This is a genomic window from Devosia sp. Root436 (genome assembly GCF_001426345.1).
Lineage (GTDB): Bacteria > Pseudomonadota > Alphaproteobacteria > Rhizobiales > Devosiaceae > Devosia.
The window spans coordinates 60,196-82,401 of sequence record NZ_LMEM01000001.1 but is presented as its reverse complement, the minus strand read 5'-3'; the positions used below and the strand labels follow the sequence as shown (position 1 = coordinate 82,401).

The window sequence follows — 22,206 nt, the reverse complement described above, 5'->3', positions numbered from 1 at the left end:
TGCTATACGGCTGAATGGGTGCTGAGCGCCGACGGCTGACGGGCTTGTTGCGACAATGGCCGCGCGCCGGCCTCTTCGATGATGGTGACGAACCGGTCGCCGATGGCCGTTATGTCGAATTCGGCTTCCGCGTAGCGCCGGCCATTGGCCCCCATGCGCTGGCGCAACTGTCCATCGGCCAGCAGCGTACGGGCATCGGCCAGCAGCGCCTCGACATCGTCGGGCGAGGACACCAGGCCCGCCTCAGCTCCGGCAATCTTGCGGCTGGACAGGTTCTCCGCCGGAATGGATGCCAGGATCGGCCGCCCCGCCGCCAGATAGGACAGCACCTTGGACGGCACCGAGAATACCCCGGCCTCGCGCTCGATCACGGCATAGAGGATATCGGCACCCGCCAGCATGCTGGGCAGGTCATCCACCGGCACCCAGCCCTGGACGAAAACATTGTCGAGCCCCTGCTCAGCCGCACTCCGCCGCACATAGTCGGCATTGGCACCCTCGGAGAACAGATGGACGTCCACGTCTAGGTTCCGCGCCAGATGCAGCAGCATGTCCGGATTGTGCTTGCGGGCCATGGTGCCCGAATAAACGATGCGCGTGCGATCCGGCCGCATGTGGCGCAAGGCCCAGTCATTATCGCGTGGCAATACCGGTATGTCTTCCAGCGGCGCCCAGTTCTCGACCACCGTCATGCTTGCGGCGTCCAGCCCCCAGCCGCCCAGCATATCCCTGAACGCGTCGGAGATGACGATCACGGCGTCGCTCTGCTGCAGCAGACGGCGCTCGAGCATCCGGTAATAGGAGCCGGCCAGCCGGCCCAGCAGTGCATTCTTGCGCCCGATGATCTGGCCGATAGCCTCGCTATGGATGTCCTGCACCCAGAACACGAACTTGGCGCCTATGGCGCGGCAGGCCCGCATCAGGTGCTGTTGCACTTCGAGCGGCGAATTCGATGAGAACACGATATCCGGCTTTTGCTCGAGCACCTTGGCCGCCGCAATGCGGGCATATTCGATCTGCTGCCGCCGCCGGCGGATCAGGTTTTCCTTGTCGAAAGGGGCCGAAATGCTCAGCTGTTCGGCGCTGAACTGTTTGGGATCGCCGCCTCTTCCGTCCACCTTGCCCTTGGGCGTGGCGAAGCTGCCGAACGACATGTAATGCGTCCGCACGCCGCGTCGCGCCATTTCCCGTGCGATATGGGCAGTAAAGGCATGCCCGCCATAGTCGTGGAAGACGATCTTGAAAGTGGCGTCGAAAGTCTGTGTCATCGGAAACCGTTCGTTTCGTTCCAGCGCCGCAGCGCCTCGGTCAGCGGCAACTCGAAGCGCCATCCGCGCTCGACCAGCTCCTTGGGGTAGATATTGGTGGACTGAACCAGCTTGCGGACGCGAGCCCGGTTGATCGACGTGCGCAGTCCCAGCTTGCCCAAAATCTCGAAGCCGAACGCTGCCGTATAGATGAGCCATCCAGGAACCACGACGCCGGGCAAAGCATAGCCTGCGGCGGCGTGAAACGCCTTGTTGATATCCTCGGTCGTCGTCCGTTCCGGATAGGCGAAGATGAACCGGATAACCGGTTCGTCGAAGCTGGCCATATAGGCCAGGCATCGCGGCATTTCCTCGACAGGCGCGCATGCCTTGATGGTGTCCTTGCGAACCGGATAGACGAAGCGCCCCTTGCGCAGCAGGCCGGCCAGACGCTGGAAATTTCCGCGCTCGCCTTCCCCGAAGGTCACCGCGGGACGCATCACCACTAGCCGCCGCTGCGGGTCGCGTCCCTGCCAGTCCTCGTGAATCTTCTCGGCCAGCAGCTTGGATTTGCCATAGGCCGTCACCGCCAGCGGTGGCGTATCCTCGTCGACACGCACTTCCTGCGGCCCATAGATGCCCATAGTCGAGGTGAAGAACAGTCGCTTGGTCCCAACACGGTCGGCAAAACGGCAGACCTCGATCGCGCCACGCACATTGGTCCAGTAATATTCCCAGTCTTCATGGCCTGGCGTCGTGTGGACCGCGGCAAAATTGTAGATGACCACCTCGCCGCTGACCGCGATGTCGATCGGTTCGCGCACGTCGCAATGCACAAAATCGACCTTGGCATGGGCAAATCGCGGCTCCCGCAGATCGGCCAGCACGATGCGTTCCACCGCCGGGTCTTCGGCCAGTTGCCGCGCGAGATGGGTGCCGAAGAAGCCGGACCCCCCAAAAATAACCGCGGTATGGCTCATTGCCCGGCCCCCTGGTTGGCGAGAAACCAGTTATAGGTCTCCACAATTCCGTCCCGAAGGGAAATCCGGGGCTCCCACCCCATCTCGCGCAGCCGGACATTGCTCATCAGCTTGCGCGGCGTCCCGTCCTTCTTGCTGAGATCATGCACGATCTCACCTTCGAAACCGACGGCCTCGCAGACTAGCCTGGTAAGGTCCAGGATGCTGATGTCGTCGCCAAATCCCACATTGACGTGTTCGGCCCCCGAATACTGCTGCAACAGGAAGACCAGGGCATCAGCGCAATCGTCCGCATGCAGGAATTCCCGCCGCGGCGTGCCGGTACCCCACACCGTGATCGCGCTGGCGCCGGTCTGCTTGGCCTCATGCGCCTTGCGGATAAGCGCCGGCATGACATGGCTGGATTGCAGGTCGAAATTGTCGCCCGGACCATAGAGATTGGTCGGCATTGCCGAAATATAGTCACGCCCATATTGGGCGCGATAGGCCTGGCACAGCTTGATGCCGGCAATCTTTGCCACCGCATACCACTCGTTGGTGGGTTCCAGCGGCCCCGTCAGCAGGGCATCCTCGGTCAGGGGTTGCGGCGCGAATTTGGGGTAGATGCACGACGATCCGAGAAACAGCAGCCGATCAATGCCGGCCCGATGGCTCGCTTCGATGATATTGGCTTCGATCATCAGGTTGTCGTAGAGGAATTCCGCCGGCTGGGTCTCGTTGGCGAGGATTCCGCCAACCTTGGCTGCCGCCACGACGACGGCATCAATCCCCTTGTCGCCGACAAAGGCCTCGACATCGGCCTGGCGCTTGAGGTCGACTATGCGGCGATCCGCCGACACGATCTCACAGCCTTCCGAAGCCAGTCGCCGCGCCACCGCGCTGCCGACCATGCCCCGGTGCCCGGCCACCCAGACCTTTCGCCCTTCGAGCCGATACATCAGGCTTCCTTCATGACCGGCGAGGTCTGCATGACCTTGAGGTCTTCCCGCACCATTTCGGCCGCCAGCTCGCGGACGGAAGTCTTGTGCTCCCATCCCAGTTTCTGGCGCGCCTTGCTCGGATCGCCCAGCAGGAGCTCGACTTCGGTGGGGCGGAAATAGCGGGCATCGACCTCGACAAGGCACCTGCCGCTGGCGCGGTCATAGCCTTTTTCGTCCACGCCTTCGCCGCGCCATTCGATATCGATTCCGACATCCTCGAATGCCCAGCCGACGAAATCGCGCACCCGTGTCGTGACGCCGGTCGCCAGCACATAATCGTCCGGCTTGTCCTGCTGCAGCATCAGCCACATGCCGCGAACATATTCGCGCGCATGGCCCCAGTCCCGCTGCGCATCCAGATTGCCCAGATAGAGGCGCTCCTGCCGATTCAGCTTGATGGCCGCGACCGCCCTGGTGATCTTGCGCGTCACGAAGGTTTCGCCGCGAAGCGGGCTTTCATGGTTGAACAGAATGCCGTTGCTGGCATGCATTCCATAGGCTTCGCGGTAGTTCACCACGATCCAGTAGGCGTAGAGCTTGGCCGCCGCATAGGGCGAGCGCGGATAGAACGGCGTGGTTTCGCTCTGCGGCACGGCCTGCACCAGGCCATAAAGCTCGGAGGTGGAGGCCTGGTAGAAGCGGGTCTTGTTCTGCAGGCCCAGTATTCGGATGGCCTCCAGCAGGCGCAGCGTACCGATACCGTCGGAATTGGCAGTATATTCCGGCGTTTCGAACGAAACCTGCACGTGACTTTGCGCCGCCAGATTGTAGATTTCGTCCGGCTGGCATTCCTGCACGATGCGAATGAGATTGGTCGCGTCCGTCAGATCTCCGTAATGCAGGATGAGCCGCGGGTCGGGATCATGCGGATCCTGGTAGATATGCTCTATGCGCCCGGTATTGAACGACGACGACCGGCGCTTGACCCCGTGCACCACATATCCTTCGTCAAGCAGAAGCTGGGCGAGATAGGCCCCGTCCTGCCCGGTAATACCCGTTACCAACGCAACTTTACGCATAAACTACTCCAATACCCGTGCTGCTTCGCAGCCACGCCGCTAATGTCGGATGCCATTCAGCAGGCATCCCATGACGTTTTCCTGACACTATCGAGGCAAAGTTCCTATTTAGTGTCCGGCCCCCTTTGGTCTTCATCCACACGCCCAGGACTATTCCTGATGGACTTCCAGGCGCGCACCCTATCGAAACAAATGTCGATATTTCCTCAACACTATACTGGCCACGGTGCGAGGGGGCGATCGCCCCTCCGCCTGGCCCAGTGTCACTGGGAATATTGAGATAGTTTCAGGTGCCCGATCGACCTACTCGCCCGACCCGCCGATGAACTCGTGGCGAACCGTGTCGATCAGGGTCCTCACGTCGAGCCAAAGCGAAAAATTCTGGATATAGGCGATGTCGTGATCGATGCGGCTGATGGCGAGCCGCGCATCGGCGGTCGAGCCGCGCAGCCCGTTCGCCTGGGCCCAGCCGGTAATGCCGGGACGCATGGCCAGCCTGGCGTCGTAATATGGCACCAGTTCGCGATAGGGCCGGCCGCCGGCTTCCATGCCGCGCACATGCGGGCGCGGTCCGACCAGCGACATGTCGCCCACGATGACATTGAGCAATTGCGGCAGCTCGTCGATACTGGTCCGCCGCAGGAACCGGCCGATCGGGCTGATCCGCGGATCATCCTTCTGCGTCTGCATGACGCCCGTATCGTCGCAGTCTTCAAGTTTCATCGAGCGGAATTTCAGCGTCGTGAACAACACGCCGTCCCGGCCTTCCCGCAACTGGCGGAAAAACACCGGGCCGCGGCTGGTCGCCTTGATGGCAATGCTGACGACGATGAAGAGCGGCAGCAGCACAAGCAGCGCCAGCGAGGCGCCAACGATATCGAACAGGCGCTTGCCCGCCAATTGCGCATTGCGCATCGGCGAAACCCGCGCCGCTTCCGGCGCGCCGCGCGACCAGGACAAAGTCAGGCCACTCTGAGTAGACCGCAATGGGCGCTGCGACGCCCAGTTGAAATCAAGCTCGCCGAGCGATGTGCCATTAGTGATCACGGCTTCACCGAGTGCAGCGGAGGGAGTTTGACTTTCGGAGCGCGCAAAACTGTTCACTGCTATACTCACAATTTGTGACAGCCACTTACTGTCTAAAGTTCAAACGCCGCAAAAGTAGGTTACCAAACTTTAAACTTTTTCCAAGCCCCGCCCCAGCGACTTCACTTGTCATCATTAATGGCGCCAAGACCATCATTAACGGCACTCAGAAAATACTTCTAGAATCACGACAAAACGGTGGCACTCAGAGCGAAAGGTCGCAATTTCTCAAAAAAATATTGCCAACCCGGAGCTATGCACCTGTCTCATGGCAGACACCCGGCGGCGGCCGGGAAACAAACTGGAACGGCCGGAACCCGCACAAATAAAAAAGGCGCGACTTGCATCGCGCCTTCTTTGAAAAGAGTATTCTAATCAGGTCGGGCTGGCAGGAGTGCCGCTGCCGTCATTGGCCGGAGGCGTGTCGCCCGGAGGCGGCGTAACCGAACCGGATTCGGGCAGCAGTTCTTCGAACAGCGCCTCAATGGCATCACCACCGCCGGCGGCAGTGACTTCTGCGCGCAGTTCGGTGAAGGAGGCCAAGGCTACCGTAGGAGTCACGCCAGCGGCGATGAGCGCTGCTGAGTAGGCATTGATGGCAGCTTCGCAAGCAGCCGGATTGGCTGCCGCGCCGCCGGTAGGCGTGCAGGCCGCAAAGGCAGCTTGGTAGAGAGCTTCAAAACCCGGCACGGGGGCCGCGTTCGTAGCCGACAAGGCTGTCATGCTAAGCACACCAGCTGTCGCGAAAGTCATGATCAGCTTACGCATGTTAATCTTCCTCAAATCCCTGGCCGCAAAGCCATTTTTAGCTTGTCGCTATGCCAGTAGTCAACGACTGTTTATGCTTCGTTTACCGGCCCGGCAACAGCAGAACACCATCAAGGTAAATAGCGGCTCTGCGACCGGTCGTTAACCCAACCATTTGACGCTAAACAATTTTCTTGGGAAAACACATCCGGAAAAGAGCTTCGGGGCATGCTTGCCGCGCATGGAAAGGTTAGCTGTCATGCGTTTCTTGCAAGCCATTGGGGCCGAAATAAGATCGCCCCCGGAAGTAATCCGGGGGCGATCTCGAGGAAGGGATGATTAGCCGGCAGTCCAGCGGGTCGGGTTCGGCGAGGACATCGTGCGAATATTGTAGCCCGAGGCGCGCAATGTCTTGATCGAGTTCGTCAGGTTGTCGAGCACATAGTCGCCCTGGCTGGTCCGCACCACCAATACGGCATGGGGTTCGCCTCGGCGGGTATGGGTATAGGCGATGCGCAGGGCGCCGGCCGATACGCCCTGGCGGATCAGCGCGCTGCGCTTGGACAGCACATAATCCTCGCAATCGCCGCTGGTCGGGTTCAGTTCCCAGATATCGGCAGTGTCGCGTTCCGGGGTGATGGTGCGGTTCACATGGCCGTTGATCTGCTTCAGCACCGCCATGAGGTTGGGCGACATGGTGACCTGGCCGCGGCCGCCGCCGGCGCATTCACTCTTGTTCTGCGCGCAGAAGAACTGCAGCGACAGCGGCGTGATGGCGGCGGTCTGGGTGACCAGGTCGAAGCTGGAGATCTTGCTGTTGGCGGTGTAGGCGGCGGCGTCGGCGATGGAAAACAGGCTGACTGCCATTGTAATGCCAGTCACGACTGCCGTGAGTTTGATGTTCATTTTAGGCCATCCCTGATGAGTTGATGTCAGCAGGATGCGCGCGCCAAATTGCTGTCGAATTCGAAAATTCGATACAATTTTATTCAATTGCCGGGATTCCGGTCCCGGCTGGTTTCTGCTGATAGGCCAGGCGATCGGCCAGCCGGTTGAAACCGGCGTCGCAATTCGGCTCAAGCTCGTGTCAAACTTGAATCAAATGCCGCGCTCCCCGGCAGCCGGGCCGCTGGCGGCTGGCCCCGTTGCGCGCCGCATGGTAGGCAGGCGCGATCCCTCGAGCGGAGCGCATCCTTGTCCAGCCAGCCTACCGATCGAATCTGTTTCGTGACCAACGGCACCCCCGATGCCGATGCAGCTGCCGCCCGCCTCAGGTCGCGCTATGGCGATCATCCCATCGATGCGACCGATGTCGTGGTGGCGCTGGGCGGCGACGGCCTGATGCTGCAGACGCTGCATCGCCTCATGCGCTCGGATATCCCGGTCTACGGTATGAATTTCGGCTCGGTCGGCTTCATGATGAATACCTTTTCCGAGGATGGGCTCGATAGGCGCCTGGCCGCCGTGCAGCGCACGCGCATCTATCCGCTGTCCATGCAGGTGCTCGATGCCTCGGGGCACACCCAGCAGGCGCTGGCCCTCAACGAAGTCTCACTCTTCCGCTCGACCTATCAGGCGGCCAAGATCCAGATCATCGTCGACGGCGAGACCCGGCTCGACGAGTTGATCTGCGATGGTGTGCTGATATCGACCCCTGCCGGCTCCACCGCCTACAACCTATCGGCCCACGGCCCCATCCTGCCGATCGAGGCGCAACTGCTGGCGCTGACCCCCATATCGCCGTTCCGCCCCCGCCGCTGGCGCGGCGCCATCCTCTCCAACCGGGCCGAGGTCAAGTTCATCACCCGCGAGGCCGCCAAGCGCCCGGTCAGCGCCGTGGCCGACAATGTCGAGTTCCAGAACGTGCTCGAAGTCACCGTCCGGGAAGACCGCAGCCATGCCGTCACCCTGCTCTTCGACCCCGGCACCAGCCTCGAAGAGCGCGTCCTCAGCGAACAGTTCAGGTTCTAGCAGAAGCGCGGGCGGCGCCCACGGATTGCCCGGACAAGCCGGGCTGCTTCACCGCGTCATTCCCGCGAAAGCGGGAATCTCCCTTCGCGATGCAGCAAAGTGAAATGATAATCGCCCGAATGTCGGTCGGAGCTACGCCGCCGGAAGCGCCAGCCTCGGCTCCACCCCCGGCAGCGCCATCGCTCCCCCGGCTTCCCCGGCAAACGCCGTCATCACCCCCCGCGCCGCCTTGCGCGCCAGCAGGATGTTCTGTTCGCTGAGATAGGCAAACGCCTCTTCCAGCTCCTCGGGGATCACCCCGTCATGTTCGGCGATCAGTTCCTCGGTCAGTGCGGTCACCACATAGTGGCGCGCCGCGGCGTCGTCGGCCAGGTCGCTGGCCCGCGCATGCAGCACCAGCCGGGCGAGCAGGTTGCGCACCCCCTCCCCCAGACCGCAGCGAACCAGCAGGGCGTTGAGCGCTGCCCGGCTGCCATGCTCCAGCAGGCCGAAAACCTTTTCGCGCGGCGTCTGCGCCAGCTCGGCCAGGCAGGCGGCGAAGAACATCACATGCCCCGTCACCACCGCATGCAGCAATATCCTTGTATTGACCCTGTCGGATGCGACCAGCTCGGATATGTACCCGCCGTCTTCCCGCAGCGCCTCGCGCTCGCCGATAGCCGACAGCGCCGTGTCGCCGCAATCGCGCAGGATGCGGTTCAGCCTTTCCTCCGCCACCGCGCCCTTGACGATTCGTGCGCCGCGCAGCACCTCGCCGACCTTGTGAACCAGCACCAGCCGCGCCGCCGCCGGCAGGTCGGCACGCGCCAGCAGCGCGCCGCGCATTTCGGCATGGTCGACCCGCTTGGTGGCGAGTTCGCTCAGCAGCGCGTCGCCCAGGGCGATGTCCCGCCGCCGGAGCAGGCGCAGCGTCACCGCGTCATGCCCGCGCGCCATGATGGCCGCCGCCAGCCGCGGGCTCATCGTCGTGCGCTGGGCCACCGCCACCAGCATCGGCAGGTCGAGCGTCCTGATGAGGCCGATCAGGTCGGCATCGATCAGCACGGGAGAATATTGCAGTATGGCGCGGGCGATCACCGCGCTGTCATGCAGCAGCGCCAGCATGATCGGGCGCGGCGCTTCGCTCGAATGCAGCAGGCCATAGGCCAGCGCCGCGCGAACTTTGACCGACGGGTCGTCGAGAAACCCGATCAGCGCCGCATAGAGCGCGGCCTGCTCGTCCGCCGGTCCCACATGGTTGAGATAGGCAATTGCCGAAAGATGAGCCGCGCTGCCCCGTTCCTCGCTGTCCAGCGATTGGGACAGTGATACGAACTCCTGATACGCAACCATTCCGCTCTCCGCACATCGGCGAAGTTCACCCTAAGGATGAAGGCTTAAGGAACGGTTCACCATAACCGGGGGCAGACGGCCGGCATTGGCCGGCGGGGTCAGACGCCGGTGAGAAGCACCAGGAAGAGCTGGTTCAGGCCCGCTGCCATGGCAACGAACAGCGCCCAGCTCGATAGCGCCATGCCCAGAACGATCCACCCACGCGGCAGCGGCAGATGCTCAGCGCTCACAACGGCAACGGTCCGGTTCATCTCCGCCTCCTTGGCGTCGGTTACGGGGTTTCTACCCCACGCCCCCAGTTACACGATCTCTTTGTTAAGGTTCTCTCTATGCGCATACATTGCTTTGTATCGACTTGCCTTTTACTCCGTCCCTTCATTCGGAATGGCTACAAATAGGTAAACGTCTGCACCCCGCCTTCGTTGCTAGCGCGCATAGAGTTGCGTGAAGAACGCGCCCCCCTCGCCACCCGTGCCGGTGGCCGAAAAATCCTCGATTTCGGTCTTGAACAGCCCGGTAAACGACATGTTTTCCGGTGAGAACCGCGAAGGCACCAGCGGCGCCTCGGGCACCGAGGGCTGGCCGGCCATCTGCTGGGCCACGAAGGGCGCGCTGGCCTCCCCGCCTTCATGCTTGGACACCAGGGCGCGATACACCTCGCGGATCGTCCTGGCATGGCCATCGGCATAAAAGATCGACCGGTTGGCCGCGGCCTGCTTGGGAAACAGATCGGCGGCAACCTGGTCCGGGTCCTGCAGCCCGGCGGTGAACATCCGCTCGGCGCCCTGCGCCCCCAGGAAATGGGCGATATAGAGCTCGCCCGCGCTGGGCATTCGCCCAAAACGCTGGCTCAGATAGTCGCCATTGCTCTTGGTGAAGGCCGCCGCCAGGTCCGAGGCGATCTGCGGGTCTTCCCGCAGCTTGAGGATTTCCGCCCTGGTGGCGGGATCGCGCACGAAATAGTCCCCGTCCGACGAGCGCTCGATATTATTGGCGATATCGCCATAGCCCAGGCGCGGCCCTTCCTCCTTCATCACCTGCATCCAGGTGCTTTCGAGGAACTGGAACAGCCCCACCGCCGACGAGGTCTGTGCCTTGGCCTGCGGATTGAGGCTGCTCTCGCGCATCGCCGTCTGCAGCAGATAGTCGAAATCCACACCGTTCCGGTCGCCGGCCGCCGTCAGCACATAGGCCAGGCTCTGGGGAACGGAAATTGGCTGGACGCCCATGACGTGGTGGCTCGACTCGCAATTGGCAGCCAGGCGATTAGAGCGCGTTAAACGCTAACAGTCTGTTAACCAATGCGAGCAGAGCGTTAATACCTGTTCACAACCGGCTGACGATATCGGCCAGTGCCGGCCGCGGCCGGTCCTCGATGGTGGCCGTGGGCGTGCCGATATGCACGAATCCCACGAAACGCTCGCCGTCCCGCGCCCCCAGCATCGCGGCGGCTTCCGCGTCGAACGCATACCACCGCGTCACCCAGGACGCGGCAAAACCCAGCGCATGGGCCGCATGAACCAGGTTGAACGCCACATTCCCGGCCGACAGCAGTTGCTCGAATTCGGGCACTTTGGGGTGCTCCTTGGGCGACGAGATCACCCCGATGGTCAGCGGCGACGGCAAAAAGCGCTGCCGCTCGATTTCCAGTCCGGCCGCATCCAGCTCCGGATTATGGCGCGCCGCGATCTCGGCCAGTCTCTCGCCCGCCCGTTGCCTGGCCTCGCCTTCGATGACGATCAGCCGCCACGGCGTGATCTTGCCGTGGTCGGGCACCCGCATCCCTATGGTCAGGATTTGCTCGAGCTCCGCCGGTGTCGGTCCCGGCTCTTTCAGAAAGGCAATGCCGACCGAGCGGCGGGTCAGCAGGTAATCACGCAGGGCGGCATTGGCAGGCATGGTCAGACTCCGTATCGACCCGGACCACTATCGCGAAGCGCCCCCCAGCGCCAGAAGCTGGGACAAAATCCACGCCATCGCCATTGCGGTGTTTTCATCGCGCGAGGTCTGTGACACAGCTTTTCCCCAATCGCGTCCTAAGAGGGCGCAACTGATTCAGCCAGCTTGGCGCCAGCGGCCAAGGGAGACCCGATGCGTTTGCGACCACTGCTTGCCCTCCTGCTTGTACTGGCCGTCGCGGCGCCTGCCTCTCAATCGGTCGCCATTGCCGCTTACGCGCAGGACGCGACGGCCGAAATGCCGCCAATGCCGCGCCCGCGGCCCGACCCCGACAGCCTGCCGCCCGCCCAGCCATCCGCAACCCAGCCCGGCGCCGTCACACCGGCCACCGACGCCATCGCGGCTCTGACCTCAGTCCCGCAGCCGGTCACCCTCAACGCCCGCATCACCCCCGACGGCGCGCCCATTCCCGACGGGCTGGTCTGGCGCATCTTCGATACCAAGCCCGATGCCAGCGGCGAACTGGCGCTTGTCGCCAAGTCCGACCTCGGCGCTCCCACAGTCGAGCTGCCGCCCGGCGAATATGTCGTCCATGTCGCCTATGGCCGGGCCCAGACCAGTGAGGCTTTGTCGGTAGCCCCCGGCGCCAACGAGAAGACCTTCGTGCTCGACGCCGGTGCGCTGCGGCTCAATTCCGCCGTCACCGGCGATATCGCCATTCCCGTCGGCCTGCTGAAATTCGACGTCTTCACCGCCGGCGAGGAGACCGATCGCGCGCTGGTCGCCGAAGGCCTCAAGCCCAACGACATTGTCACACTCAATGCCGGCACCTACCACATCGTGTCCTATTTCGGCTCGACCAATGCCGTGGTCCGCGCCGATCTGCGGGTCGAGGCCGGCCAGTTGACCGATGCCACGCTCTACCACCATGCCAGCCAGATCGGCTTCAAGCTGGTCTCCGAGCCGGGCGGCGAAGCCATCGCCGACGTCGAATGGACGGTCAAGACCGCCGATGGCGCCACCGTCTTCTCCGAACTCGGCGCCTTCCCCTCCACCGTCCTGGCCGAAGGGGAATATCTCGTCCTGGCCAAGCAGGGCGCCCAGGTCTTCAACCGCGAATTCCAGGTCCAGGCCGGCTCCGCCCGCGAAATCGAAGTGCTGACCACGGTCTATTAGCGTCCTGCCATCCTGGCGCTGTTCCAATCCACCGCGTCATTCCCACGAAAGCGGGAATCCACCTTCCTTTGCCCGGCCACTCAGTTGCTCAGCTTGCTCGACGCCTTGCTGCTCAACGGCGCCACCCGGTAACTGCCCGGCCAGCTCCCGTAACTCCCCGAGGACACCCCGTTGCGCTCGGCTCCTTCATAGGCCGCCTGCCCCGGCAGGATTTCCACCCCGACCAGCCCGGTCTCTCCTGCCTGCAACACCCCGGAATGCACCGCCGCCGCCGCCAGCCGGGAGTCATCGGTATAGACCCCGTCGCCCCACACCGAGCCGGATGCCTCGCCCGTCACCTCGAATGTCAGCACGATCCCGTTCTGCCCGCGAAATCCCGACAGGTCGCCCGGATCGGGCAGCGCCACCCTGCCCTCGATGGCCGCCACGCCGATGAGCCGATACGCCACATTCCAGCGACCATAGGACAGGCTGGTCACCCCATTGCGTTCCACGCCTTCATAGGCGTCCAGCCCGTCGACCATCTCGACCGATACGACGCCGCTTTCGCCCGGCGCCAGCAGCCCGGCATGCACCGCCGCCGCGGCCAGCACGGAATCGCTGGTATAGACGCCGTCGCCCCACACGCTGCCCGTCCTGCTGCCCACCACCGAAAACTGCAGCACCTGCCCGATGGCATTGGAATAGGCGAACATCGTTCCCGGATCGGGCTGTGGGCGGGCGGGCGCCGCGACGGCCGGTGCGCCCAGCTTCGCCGAACTCTGCCCGTCGCCCTGAGCCAGGGCGGCCTGCCCCGAAAGCAGTACCATGAACACGACCGGCAGCAGCCTGGCAACGGAAGCAAACCACACGGCGTCATGCTCATGGCTGGAAATGATGAAGCGCATCATTGCCCGGCGCGCGCACGCTGACAAGCGCGTTTGCCTATTGAAGCGGCGGCGCCAATACCTCAGATTGCAGCCACGTCACAGCGGGAGAACACGATGACACCGTTCAGCACCAAATCCGGACAGCGCCTGGCCATCCTTGCCACTGCGTGCCTCTTGAGCGTCACCTTGCCGACGGGCGGCGCCTGGGCCCAGAAGGTCAAGAACAAGGGCACGCCGGCCACGCAAACCGCTGCCACTTCCTCAGAAATCAGCGTCGACATTCCGACCATCGATGCCGTCGGTTCCAATGTGGACGAGGCAACCTTGCGCGCCATCTTCAGTGGCGACCTGGTCGACAATGCCGACGCGCTTGCCGGCCTCACTGCCGACAACATCACCATTCCCGAAATCACCCTCTCCGCCACCACCACCATCGACGGTGAGGCCAGCGAGGCCACGGTGACCCTCTCCGATCTGGTCCTGTCCGATATCACCGATGGCACGGCCGCCTCGGTCAGCCTTTCCGGCATGAGCATCCGGGCCGGCGACAATGGCAGCGCCGAATTCGGCACTCTCGCCGCCTCCAGCTTCAATATCGCCGGCGTGCTTGGCATATACGGCCTGGTCGATCCCGCGAGCCAGACAGACCTCGAAACCATCTATACCGATTTCAGCTTCGCGGGCGGCACCCTCGAATCCCCCGAAGCCAGTTGCACCATAGGCGCAATGAGCGCCGCCGAGTTCAAGGCGCGGCCGCTGAACTACTCCTTCGGCGAGATCATAACCCTGGCCGAATCCCTCGAATCCTCCGGCAGCGATCCTTCTCCCGAACAGGTCGGCAAACTCCTGCATCTGTATGCGGACATGTTCACCGCCTTCGAGTCGGCCCCTGCCGAATTTGGCGGCTTCGACTGCTCCGGCATCGACGATGAAGGCAAGGCGATCGACTTCAGCATTGCCGGCATGACCATGGGCGGCATGCGCCCCGGCGTCTATCCCTCCATTTCGCTGGACGGCCTGAATATCGAAGTCCAAGGCGACGGCTCGGTGCAGGTGGGCAACATTACCTTCAAGGAAATGGACCTCTCCTCCCCGATCGCGGCTATCCAGGCCGCGCCCGCCGCGATTGACGAGGACTGGCTCGAAGCCAATGCCCGCGCGCTCATTCCCGCCTTTGCAGGCTTTTCCTTCGGCGACGTGGCTGTCGATGTGCCCGATCCGGAAGCCGATGGCGAGCGCATAAAGGCCACCATCGGCGCCTTCGACCTGTCGCTGGCCGATTACCTCAATGGCATCCCCACCGACATCCTGACCACGGCCAGCAACATCCTGGTCGACCTGCCCGAGGATACAGACGACGAACAGTTGCGCCAATTGATCGACCTGGGCGTCACCAGCATCGATGCCGGCTTCACCATCGACGCCTCCTGGAACGAGGCCGACAATACCATCGCCATCGACGATATTTCCGTCACCGGCGCCAACCTCGCCACCGTCAAGCTGGCCGGCACCATCGCCAACGCCACCGAGGCCCTGTTCGGCCTCGACGAAAACGCGGCCCTGGCCGCCGCCATGGGCGTCGCCATCAGCAACCTCAAGCTCGACGTCACCGATACCGGCCTCTCCGACATCATCCTGGCCCGCGTCGCCGCCGAGCAGGGCTCGGATCCCGCCACAATGCGCCCGGTGTTTGCCGGTCTCGCCGAAGGCACCGTGATTGGCCTGCTGGCCGGCGCAGCGGAAGCCCAGAAGGTCGGCGCTGCCATTAACAGCTTCGTCAGCGGCAATGCCAAATACCTGACCATCGAAATGACCGCCAAGGAACCGCCGGGCCTTGGCCTGATGGATTTCATGGCCGCCGAAGATGACCCCACCGTCCTCATCGGCAAAGTCACCATCGACGCCAGCGCGAAGTAGAAACCGCGACTCCCTCCCCTTTCGCGGGAGGGAGTCGTATGCGAAAGAGCCTGTTCCCGCAGTTCCACCGAGCGTGGGCTCCCTCTCCCCTGAGGGGAGAGGGTGGGGTGAGGGGTTCAGTGCTGATGAGGGGCACCGTTCATCACGCAACGCTGAACCCCTCACCCGACCCTTCGGGTCGACCTCTCCCCTCAGGGGAGAGGTGACTTCGGCTCAAACTCCGTATGCAATAACCCTGCTATCAGGGAGGTCGGGAGGGAGTATCCCGGCAAAGACTCGCCCTCGCCGCTACCCCACCTCCCGCGCCGCCACCGCCATGCCCCAGGCCAGCAGTTCCCGCGCTACCGCATCGCTGCTGCCCTCGACATAGCAGCGCAATTCCGGCGCATTGCCCGACGCCCGGAAATGCACCATGTCGCCCGCATTGGTGCGGAATTGCAGCCCGTCGATATCGGACATTCCTGCTATCCCATGCGGCGCGAACAATCGCGTCGCATAATCCCCATCCTCTGCCAGCCGCGCCAGGAAAGCTGAACTCCGGGCGCTCGGCACGTCCTGCAGCCGGTCGGCCAGCGCATGCTGCAGCGGCAGGTCCGCCACCACCTCGGCCACGTCACGCCCTTTCGCGGCGGCCAGCCCCAGCGCGCAGAGCAGCGGCAGCACCGCGTCGCGCGTCGCCAGCGGCGGCAATGCTGCCCCCGCCGCCTTGACATTGTCGCCCACGAAGGTTCCGCCATTGGCCTCGAAGCCGATCACAGAACCCGGCGCCGCCGCCATGGCCTCGACCACATAGGGCGAGCCGACCCGCGTGCGGACAACCCGCGAAAATGCCCCGGTCCGCTCGATGCCTGAATTGGAGGTCACCGGCGTCACCACGCTCTGCGCGCCCAGATAGCGCGCGGCGATCAGCCCCAGCACGTCGCCGCGCACGAAGTCGCCTCGCCCGTCCATCAACAGCGGCCGGTCGCCATCGCCATCGGCCGAAACGATGGCATCCAGCCTGTGCTCTGCCACCCAGCCCGCCAGCGGCGCGAACACCGCGTCGCCAAAAGCCTCCGTATCGACCGCGACGAAGCCATCGCTCCTGCCGAGACTGACCGTTTCGGCGCCAAAGCCGCGCAATATGCGGGTCAGCAGATCCCGCGCCACCGTCGAATGCTCGAACACCCCGATCCGCAATCCGGCCAGCGCGCCCGCCGGCAGCAAGCCGACAAAGCGCGCCACATAGCGCGCCTCTGCCGCCGCGGCCTCGTCCGTCATGTCCTCCGCCAGGTCCGGGATGGTCTCATCGCGCAACGCTGCGACAATACCCGCCTCGTCCGCCTTGCTGATTTCGCCAGCGGGCAGATAGAATTTGAGCCCGTTGCGATCCGCCGGAATATGGCTGCCGGTGACCATGACCGCCGCGCCACCCGCCGCCATGGCATGCAGCGCCAGCGCCGGCGTCGGGATCGTGCCGCAATCCACCGGCTCCATGCCCGCCGCCGCAATGGCCGCCGCGCAGTCCCGGGCAATATCCGGGCTCGACGCCCGGAAATCCTGCCCGACAAACACCCGCTTTCCCGCGCCTTGCCCGCGCTCAGCCACATGCCGCAGGAACGCCGCCACATAGCGCCGCGTCGCCTGCCCCTCCAGCTCCACCGCCAGCCCGCGCAAACCGCTCGTGCCGAATTTGAGGCTGCTACCCGACATCATGCTCTCCCCCGGCCCGTCAATTGCGGCCGTAGTGATGCTTGTACCAATCGACGAAATGCGCCACGCCAGTCTCGACCGGCGTTTCCGGCAGCTTGCCGATCAACGCCTGCAGCAATGTCGTGTCCGATTCCGTCGCTACCACGTCTCCCGGCTGCATCGGCAGCATGTTCAGTGCCGCCTTGCGCCCGATGACCTGTTCGATCGCCCGGATGAAATCCATGAGCTCAGTGGGATGTCCGCCGGCAATATTGACGACCCGGAACGGCGCCACCGCCGAAAGGCTATCATGCGACACCGGCTTTCCGGCCTCGGGCGGTAGCTCCATCAGCCGCGCTATAGCGTCGACCAGGTCATCCACATAGGTAAAGTCCCGCCGCATTTTGCCTTGGCCATAGACGTCGATGGCTTTGCCATCGAGCATCGCCGCGGTGAACTTGAACAGCGCCATGTCTGGCCTCCCCCACGGTCCATAAACCGTGAAGAACCGCACGCAGGTCGAGGCGATGCCGAATAGATGGGCATAGGAATGCACCATCGCCTCGCCCGACTTCTTGGTCGCTGCATAGAGTGAAACCGGCCCGTCGGCCCGATCCGTCTCGGCGAAGGGAAACTTGGTATTGCCGCCATAGACCGAACTGGTCGAGGCAAAAACGAAATGACGGGGCCTGTGCCGGCGCAACGCCTCCAGCAGGTTGGCTGTGCCGACCACGTTGGATTGTATGTAGCTTTGCGGCGCCTCAAGGCTGTAGCGCACGCCCGCCTGCGCCGCCAGATGCACCACGATTTCCGCCTCGCTGCGCTGCACCGCCTCGCTCAGGCGAGCGGCATCCTCCAGCATGCCTTCGACCTGCACGAAATGCTCGTTCTGCGCCAACAATGCCAGCCGCGCCCGCTTCAGCGCCGGATCGTAGTAGTTGGTAACGCCGTCATAGCCAGTCACCGCATGCCCATCGGCCAGCAACCGCCGCGCCAGATGAAAGCCGATAAAGCCGGCCGTGCCGGTGACGAATATCTTCACGGATGATCCTCTTGCTGCTCAGGCAGGGCCGCGTCAGGGCGCGACCAGCAGCCGTTCAGGTCTTTATTCGGCGGCCTCGGCCACGCCACCGGCTATTCCGCCGGCGGGTCGGCCGATGCTGGTATAGTCAAAGCCATGCTTGGTGACCTCGTCATGCCGGTAGACATTGCGCAGGTCAACCAGCACCGCGGACTTCATCGCGCTCTTGAGCCGCTCCAGATCGAGCGAGCGGAATTCGTTCCATTCGGTGATCAGCACCAGCGCATCGGCATCGACAGCGACATCATAGGCGCTGGCGCCGAATTCGACCTTGTCGATGAGTTCGTGCGCCGCATGCATGCCCTGCGGGTCATAGGCCACGACGCGCGCGCCCCGGTCCAGCAGTCCCTGGATGATATCGATCGACGGCGCCTCGCGCATGTCGTCGGTATTGGGCTTGAAGGTCAGCCCCAGCACGCCGATGGTCTTGCCGCGCACATCGCCGCCGCAGGCCGCGATCACCTTGCGCGACATGGCGCGCTTGCGCTGGTCGTTGATGGCCACGGTGGTCTCCACCAGCCGCATCGGGCTCTCGAAGTCCTGGCCGATCTTGACCAGTGCCAGCGTGTCCTTGGGAAAGCACGAGCCGCCATAGCCCGGCCCTGCATTGAGGAACTTGCCGCCGATCCTGTTATCGAGCCCCATGCCCCGTGCCACCTGCTGCACATCCGCGCCGGCAGCCTCGCACAGGTCCGCGATCTCGTTGATGAAGGTGATCTTCATGGCGAGAAAGGCATTGGCGGCATATTTGATCAGTTCCGCCGTCCGCCGCCCGGTGAACATCAATGGCGCCTGGTTGAGATAGAGCGGCCGATAGACCTCGGTCATGACGGCCCGGGCGCGCTCGTCCTCGAGGCCGATGACGATGCGGTCTGGCCGCTTGAAGTCGTCGATCGCCGCCCCTTCGCGCAGGAATTCGGGGTTGGACACCACGGCCACATCGGCGTCGGGATTGGTCGAAGCAATGATATGCGCCACCTCGTCGCCAGTGCCCACCGGCACCGTCGATTTGGTCACCACCACGGTAAAGCCGTCGACAGCATCGGCCACTTCGCGCGCCACGGCATAGACATAGCTGAGGTCGGCATGGCCATCGCCACGGCGCGATGGCGTACCCACGGCGATGAACACGACCTCGGCAGCGGCCACCGGGTCGCGCAGGTCCTCGGCAAAAGACAGGCGGCCCGCACTCACATTGGTCTTTACCAGTTCGGCCAGTCCCGGCTCGTAAATTGGAATTTCGCCCCGCTGCAGGGCCTCGATCTTGCGCGGATCCTTGTCGATACACACGACATCATGACCGAAATCAGCGAGGCAAACGCCTGTAACCAGGCCAACATAGCCCGCCCCAACAATGGCGATCCTCATGGCGTCAATCTCCCGAAAATATACCGCATAGAATACCGCTGCTATGCGTCAATGTCGCTACTGACCTTGTTTGACCGAGTTATGTCTTGTTTGCACGATGATTTCTGCGCGTGGCGGAAATGACCGCCTGCGCCGCCTCACTGCGCGTCGGATGGGTTGCCCCGCAGTTTCTTGACCTCCGAGCGGATCGATTTGCCTTCCAGCCGTCGCCTTTTGCTCGCTAGCGTCGGCCGCGTCGCCACCCGCGCTTTGGGCACGTGCGATCCCGCCACCAGCAGCCCCACCAGCCGCTCCAGCGCATCCGCCCGGTTCATCGGCTGGTCTCGATGCGAATTGGCCGTAATGACGATCACCCCATCCTTGGTCAGCCGTTTCCCCGCCAGCACGGCCACCCGTCGCTTCATCGCCTCGGGAATGCTGGGCGAATTGGCAAGGTCGAAGCGCAACTGCACCGCGCTCGACACCTTGTTGACATTCTGCCCGCCCGGTCCCGACGCGCGCACGAATGTCTCCTCGATCTCGGAGGGATCGACAGCGATGGAGCGGGTAATGGGGATCGGTTCTGGCATAAGTAGGAGTACCCCACAAAGACTCTTCGGCCGCTTAGTTCCGATACCGTCCAGCGAAAATGATCTCGCCCTCATGCACCGTCAGCCCCTTGATGGTCGCCCGATACTTCCCCGGCAGGCCCTCGGCCTCCACCACCCAGCCCTTCTTCAGCATGCCGGCAAACACCTTCTCGCCAATATCCTTGAAGTCGCCCGGCCCCAACGCATTCTCTTCGCCGAGATGCGTCAGGGCCTTGATCTCCCGATTGGACGGCCGTTGTGGCATCAAGCAGCCTTGGCCTTGAGGTCAGGCGCAGTCGCTTCGGCGATGAGTGCGACCAGCGCATCCATGAACGGTTCGACCTTCTGGCCCTCGGTGCCCAGGCGGCGCACCGACACGGTGCCCTCCTCGGCCTCGCGCTTGCCAACCACGAACAGCAGCGGGGTCTTGCCTACCGAATGTTCGCGCACCTTGTAGTTGATCTTCTCGTTCCGCGTGTCGAGTTCGGCGCGGATGCCCGCCGCCTTGAGCTGGTTCACCAGCTTTTCGGCATACTCATCCGCTTCCGACACGATGGTCGCCACCACCACCTGTGTCGGCGCCAGCCACATCGGCATCCTGCCGGCATAGTTCTCGATCATCATGCCGATGAACCGCTCCAGCGATCCCAGGATCGCCCGATGCAGCATCACCGCATATTGCCGCGAACCGTCCTCGGCCACATAGGTCGCGTCCAGCCGTTCCGGCAGCACATAGTCGAGCTGCAGCGTCCCCACCTGCCACGAGCGCCCGATAGCGTCCTTGAGGTGGAATTCAAGCTTGGGCGCATAAAACGCGCCCTCGCCCTCGGCGATCTCGAAGTCATAGCCGGTGGCACGCAGGGCATCGCCCAGCGCCTTTTCCGCCGCATCCCAACGCTCGATGGTGCCGCCGAACTTCTCCGGCCGCGTGGCGAGTTTGATCACCACATTGTCGAAGCCCATATGACCATAGACCGAATAGAGCAGATGCACGAAATGCTCGGTCTCGCTCTGGATCTGGTCTTCGCGGCAGAAGATATGCGCGTCGTCCTGCGTCATCTGCCGCACGCGCATCAGTCCGTGCAGCGCGCCATGCGCCTCGTTGCGGTGGCAGCAACCGAATTCGGCCATGCGCAGCGGTAGATCGCGGTAGCTCTTGATGCCCTGATTGAAGATCTGGATATGCGCCGGGCAGTTCATCGGCTTGAGCGCCATCAGCTCGCCCGTACCGCTCAAAACCGGCCCTTCCTCTTCCGTGCCGGGCACCTCGTCAGGCACCACGAACATATTCTCGCGATACTTGCCCCAGTGTCCCGAAGCCTCCCAGAACTTCGAACTCATAAGTTGCGGGGTCTTCACCTCCACATAGCCCGACGAATTCAGCCGGCGGCGGATATAGGCCTCCATCTGGTTGTAGAGCACATAGCCCTTGGGGTGCCAGAACACGCTCCCCTGCGCTTCCGGCTGGAAGTGATAGAGGTCCATTTCCTGCCCGATCTTGCGATGGTCGCGCTTCTCGGCCTCCTCCACCATGTGGAGATAGGCATCCAGCTCGTCCTTGGTCGCAAAGGCCGTGCCATAGATGCGGCTCAGCACCGGATTGTTGCTGTCGCCGCGCCAATAGGCGCCCGCCACCTTGGTCAGCTTGAACGACGTGCCGACATCCTTGACCGAGCGCATATGCGGCCCGCGGCAGAGGTCGATCCACTGGCCCTGCTTGTACATCTTGAGCGACTGGTCGGCCGGAATGGCATCCACCAGTTCCACCTTGAACGCCTCGCCCCGCGCCCGGAAGAATTCCTTGGCCTGGTCGCGCGTCCAGATTTCCTTGGTGAAGGCCGCACCCCGATCGATGATCTCGGCCATCTTCTTCTCTATGGCCGGAAAATCTTCTTCCGAGAACGGCTCGTCCCGCTTGAAGTCGTAATAAAAGCCGTTCTCGATCACCGGCCCGATCGTCACCTGCGTTCCCGGCCACATCTCCTGCACCGCTTCGGCAAGCACATGCGCCGCATCGTGCCGGATCAGCTCCAGCGCATCCTTGCTGCCACTGTCCCGCGTCACGAATTCGATGCGCCCGTCTTCCTCCAGCGGGTCCGACAGGTCGCTCAACACGCCGTTCCAGCGCATCGCCACCGTCTTCTTGGCCAGGCTCTTGGAGATACCCTCGACCACGGTGGTCCCGGTCGTGCCACGCGCATAGTCGCGAGCTGCACCGTCGGGGAACGTCACCTTGATCGTCATTTTAGGTCTCCAGAAATTGGGATCAGTCACCGGTTTGGTGACAAGGGCGC

General features: G+C 63.3%; 21 protein-coding genes. 3 read left to right on the top strand and 18 right to left on the bottom strand.

The features are described 5' to 3' along the window. Positions 1–2: 2 nt before the first annotated feature. From ASD04_RS00470 to ASD04_RS00440, 7 genes are all read right to left on the bottom strand, one after another. Entirely contained in the window at positions 3–1,268 is a 1,266-nt protein-coding gene (locus ASD04_RS00470; RefSeq protein WP_056251014.1) for a glycosyltransferase family 4 protein, read from the bottom strand. Continuing rightward, positions 1,265–2,227 carry an NAD-dependent epimerase/dehydratase family protein gene (locus ASD04_RS00465; protein WP_056251012.1) on the bottom strand — a complete coding sequence of 321 codons (963 nt, stop codon included), beginning with the start codon at positions 2,225–2,227 and terminating at the stop codon, positions 1,265–1,267. Before ASD04_RS00465 ends, ASD04_RS00470 begins: the two co-directional genes overlap by 4 nt. Continuing rightward, positions 2,224–3,165 carry a GDP-L-fucose synthase gene (locus tag ASD04_RS00460; RefSeq protein WP_056251009.1) on the bottom strand — a complete coding sequence of 314 codons (942 nt, stop codon included), beginning with the start codon at positions 3,163–3,165 and terminating at the stop codon, positions 2,224–2,226. Before ASD04_RS00460 ends, ASD04_RS00465 begins: the two co-directional genes overlap by 4 nt. Next, positions 3,165–4,226: a GDP-mannose 4,6-dehydratase gene (gene gmd, locus ASD04_RS00455; RefSeq protein WP_056251006.1), complete on the bottom strand. Its 1,062-nt coding sequence runs from the start codon at positions 4,224–4,226 to the stop codon at positions 3,165–3,167. Before gmd ends, ASD04_RS00460 begins: the two co-directional genes overlap by 1 nt. Before the next feature lie 303 nt (positions 4,227–4,529). Then, the gene (locus ASD04_RS00450) at positions 4,530–5,273 is read right to left on the bottom strand and encodes a sugar transferase (protein ID WP_082530886.1); all 744 of its coding nucleotides are present in this window, start codon (positions 5,271–5,273) and stop codon (positions 4,530–4,532) included. A 414-nt stretch (positions 5,274–5,687) separates the two neighbouring features. Then, positions 5,688–6,080 carry a hypothetical protein gene (locus ASD04_RS00445; RefSeq protein ID WP_056250998.1) on the bottom strand — a complete coding sequence of 131 codons (393 nt, stop codon included), beginning with the start codon at positions 6,078–6,080 and terminating at the stop codon, positions 5,688–5,690. Positions 6,081–6,398: 318 nt separating this feature from the next. Further along, positions 6,399–6,965: a transglutaminase-like cysteine peptidase gene (locus ASD04_RS00440; RefSeq protein ID WP_056250995.1), complete on the bottom strand. Its 567-nt coding sequence runs from the start codon at positions 6,963–6,965 to the stop codon at positions 6,399–6,401. A gap of 288 nt (positions 6,966–7,253) precedes the next feature. Between ASD04_RS00440 and ASD04_RS00435 the strand changes: the two genes are divergently transcribed. After that, complete coding sequence (locus tag ASD04_RS00435) at positions 7,254–8,030, top strand: NAD kinase (protein ID WP_056250992.1); 777 nt, start codon at positions 7,254–7,256, stop codon at positions 8,028–8,030. Positions 8,031–8,162: 132 nt separating this feature from the next. Here ASD04_RS00435 and ASD04_RS00430 read toward each other — a convergent pair whose 3' ends face one another. The 4 genes from ASD04_RS00430 to ASD04_RS00420 all read right to left on the bottom strand — a co-directional run bounded on the left by ASD04_RS00430 (position 8,163) and on the right by ASD04_RS00420 (position 11,261). Beyond that, positions 8,163–9,362: a DUF2336 domain-containing protein gene (locus tag ASD04_RS00430; RefSeq protein WP_056250987.1), complete on the bottom strand. Its 1,200-nt coding sequence runs from the start codon at positions 9,360–9,362 to the stop codon at positions 8,163–8,165. Positions 9,363–9,460: 98 nt separating this feature from the next. Continuing rightward, the gene (locus ASD04_RS19285) at positions 9,461–9,613 is read right to left on the bottom strand and encodes a hypothetical protein (protein ID WP_156461080.1); all 153 of its coding nucleotides are present in this window, start codon (positions 9,611–9,613) and stop codon (positions 9,461–9,463) included. A gap of 174 nt (positions 9,614–9,787) precedes the next feature. Then, entirely contained in the window at positions 9,788–10,591 is an 804-nt protein-coding gene (locus ASD04_RS00425) for a transglycosylase SLT domain-containing protein (protein WP_056250986.1), read from the bottom strand. Between the two features lie 97 nt (positions 10,592–10,688). Next, complete coding sequence (locus ASD04_RS00420) at positions 10,689–11,261, bottom strand: nitroreductase (RefSeq protein ID WP_056250982.1); 573 nt, start codon at positions 11,259–11,261, stop codon at positions 10,689–10,691. A 192-nt stretch (positions 11,262–11,453) separates the two neighbouring features. Here ASD04_RS00420 and ASD04_RS00415 point away from each other — a divergent pair, with 192 nt between their 5' ends. After that, positions 11,454–12,437, top strand: coding sequence for a hypothetical protein (locus ASD04_RS00415; protein ID WP_056250981.1), 984 nt, complete (start codon positions 11,454–11,456; stop codon positions 12,435–12,437). Positions 12,438–12,517: 80 nt separating this feature from the next. Here the strand turns inward: ASD04_RS00415 and ASD04_RS00410 are convergent, their stop codons facing one another. After that, on the bottom strand, positions 12,518–13,327 hold the full coding sequence (locus ASD04_RS00410; protein ID WP_056250978.1) for an LCCL domain-containing protein: 810 nt from the start codon (positions 13,325–13,327) through the stop codon (positions 12,518–12,520). 93 nt (positions 13,328–13,420) lie between these two features. On the opposite strand from ASD04_RS00410, the gene ASD04_RS00405 reads away from it, so the two are divergent. After that, positions 13,421–15,223, top strand: a complete 1,803-nt coding sequence (locus tag ASD04_RS00405; protein WP_056250975.1) for a hypothetical protein — start codon at positions 13,421–13,423, stop codon at positions 15,221–15,223. Between the two features lie 288 nt (positions 15,224–15,511). Here ASD04_RS00405 and ASD04_RS00400 read toward each other — a convergent pair whose 3' ends face one another. The 6 genes from ASD04_RS00400 to thrS form a co-directional block, all read right to left on the bottom strand. Beyond that, a complete protein-coding gene (locus tag ASD04_RS00400) occupies positions 15,512–16,915 on the bottom strand; it encodes a hypothetical protein (RefSeq protein WP_056250972.1) in 1,404 nt (467 codons plus the stop codon). A 19-nt stretch (positions 16,916–16,934) separates the two neighbouring features. Next, complete coding sequence (locus tag ASD04_RS00395; protein WP_056250970.1) at positions 16,935–17,936, bottom strand: NAD-dependent epimerase/dehydratase family protein; 1,002 nt, start codon at positions 17,934–17,936, stop codon at positions 16,935–16,937. 63 nt (positions 17,937–17,999) lie between these two features. Beyond that, positions 18,000–19,343 carry a UDP-glucose/GDP-mannose dehydrogenase family protein gene (locus tag ASD04_RS00390; protein WP_056250967.1) on the bottom strand — a complete coding sequence of 448 codons (1,344 nt, stop codon included), beginning with the start codon at positions 19,341–19,343 and terminating at the stop codon, positions 18,000–18,002. Between the two features lie 137 nt (positions 19,344–19,480). Then, complete coding sequence (gene arfB / locus ASD04_RS00385; protein WP_056250964.1) at positions 19,481–19,912, bottom strand: alternative ribosome rescue aminoacyl-tRNA hydrolase ArfB; 432 nt, start codon at positions 19,910–19,912, stop codon at positions 19,481–19,483. A gap of 34 nt (positions 19,913–19,946) precedes the next feature. Beyond that, positions 19,947–20,177 (bottom strand): hypothetical protein, encoded by a 231-nt coding sequence (locus tag ASD04_RS00380; RefSeq protein WP_056232468.1) that lies wholly within the window; start codon positions 20,175–20,177, stop codon positions 19,947–19,949. Further along, positions 20,177–22,156, bottom strand: a complete 1,980-nt coding sequence (gene thrS, locus ASD04_RS00375) for a threonine--tRNA ligase (RefSeq protein WP_056250962.1) — start codon at positions 22,154–22,156, stop codon at positions 20,177–20,179. The genes ASD04_RS00380 and thrS overlap by 1 nt, the downstream gene beginning before the upstream one ends. Positions 22,157–22,206 lie beyond the last annotated feature (50 nt).

What these genes read in the sequence shown, in the direction of transcription:
- ASD04_RS00470 (WP_056251014.1), bottom strand. Translation starts at nt 1,268, where the DNA reads ATGACACAGACTTTCGACGCCACTTTCAAGATCGTCTTCCACGACTAT.
- ASD04_RS00465 (WP_056251012.1), bottom strand. Translation starts at nt 2,227, where the DNA reads ATGAGCCATACCGCGGTTATTTTTGGGGGGTCCGGCTTCTTCGGCACC.
- ASD04_RS00460 (WP_056251009.1), bottom strand. Translation starts at nt 3,165, where the DNA reads ATGTATCGGCTCGAAGGGCGAAAGGTCTGGGTGGCCGGGCACCGGGGC.
- gmd (WP_056251006.1), bottom strand. Translation starts at nt 4,226, where the DNA reads ATGCGTAAAGTTGCGTTGGTAACGGGTATTACCGGGCAGGACGGGGCC.
- ASD04_RS00445 (WP_056250998.1), bottom strand. Translation starts at nt 6,080, where the DNA reads ATGCGTAAGCTGATCATGACTTTCGCGACAGCTGGTGTGCTTAGCATG.
- ASD04_RS00440 (WP_056250995.1), bottom strand. Translation starts at nt 6,965, where the DNA reads ATGAACATCAAACTCACGGCAGTCGTGACTGGCATTACAATGGCAGTC.
- ASD04_RS00430 (WP_056250987.1), bottom strand. Translation starts at nt 9,362, where the DNA reads ATGGTTGCGTATCAGGAGTTCGTATCACTGTCCCAATCGCTGGACAGC.
- ASD04_RS19285 (WP_156461080.1), bottom strand. Translation starts at nt 9,613, where the DNA reads ATGAACCGGACCGTTGCCGTTGTGAGCGCTGAGCATCTGCCGCTGCCG.
- ASD04_RS00425 (WP_056250986.1), bottom strand. Translation starts at nt 10,591, where the DNA reads ATGGGCGTCCAGCCAATTTCCGTTCCCCAGAGCCTGGCCTATGTGCTG.
- ASD04_RS00420 (WP_056250982.1), bottom strand. Translation starts at nt 11,261, where the DNA reads ATGCCTGCCAATGCCGCCCTGCGTGATTACCTGCTGACCCGCCGCTCG.
- ASD04_RS00415 (WP_056250981.1), top strand. Translation starts at nt 11,454, where the DNA reads ATGCGTTTGCGACCACTGCTTGCCCTCCTGCTTGTACTGGCCGTCGCG.
- ASD04_RS00410 (WP_056250978.1), bottom strand. Translation starts at nt 13,327, where the DNA reads ATGATGCGCTTCATCATTTCCAGCCATGAGCATGACGCCGTGTGGTTT.
- ASD04_RS00405 (WP_056250975.1), top strand. Translation starts at nt 13,421, where the DNA reads ATGACACCGTTCAGCACCAAATCCGGACAGCGCCTGGCCATCCTTGCC.
- ASD04_RS00400 (WP_056250972.1), bottom strand. Translation starts at nt 16,915, where the DNA reads ATGTCGGGTAGCAGCCTCAAATTCGGCACGAGCGGTTTGCGCGGGCTG.
- ASD04_RS00390 (WP_056250967.1), bottom strand. Translation starts at nt 19,343, where the DNA reads ATGAGGATCGCCATTGTTGGGGCGGGCTATGTTGGCCTGGTTACAGGC.
- arfB (WP_056250964.1), bottom strand. Translation starts at nt 19,912, where the DNA reads ATGCCAGAACCGATCCCCATTACCCGCTCCATCGCTGTCGATCCCTCC.
- ASD04_RS00380 (WP_056232468.1), bottom strand. Translation starts at nt 20,177, where the DNA reads ATGCCACAACGGCCGTCCAATCGGGAGATCAAGGCCCTGACGCATCTC.
- thrS (WP_056250962.1), bottom strand. Translation starts at nt 22,156, where the DNA reads ATGACGATCAAGGTGACGTTCCCCGACGGTGCAGCTCGCGACTATGCG.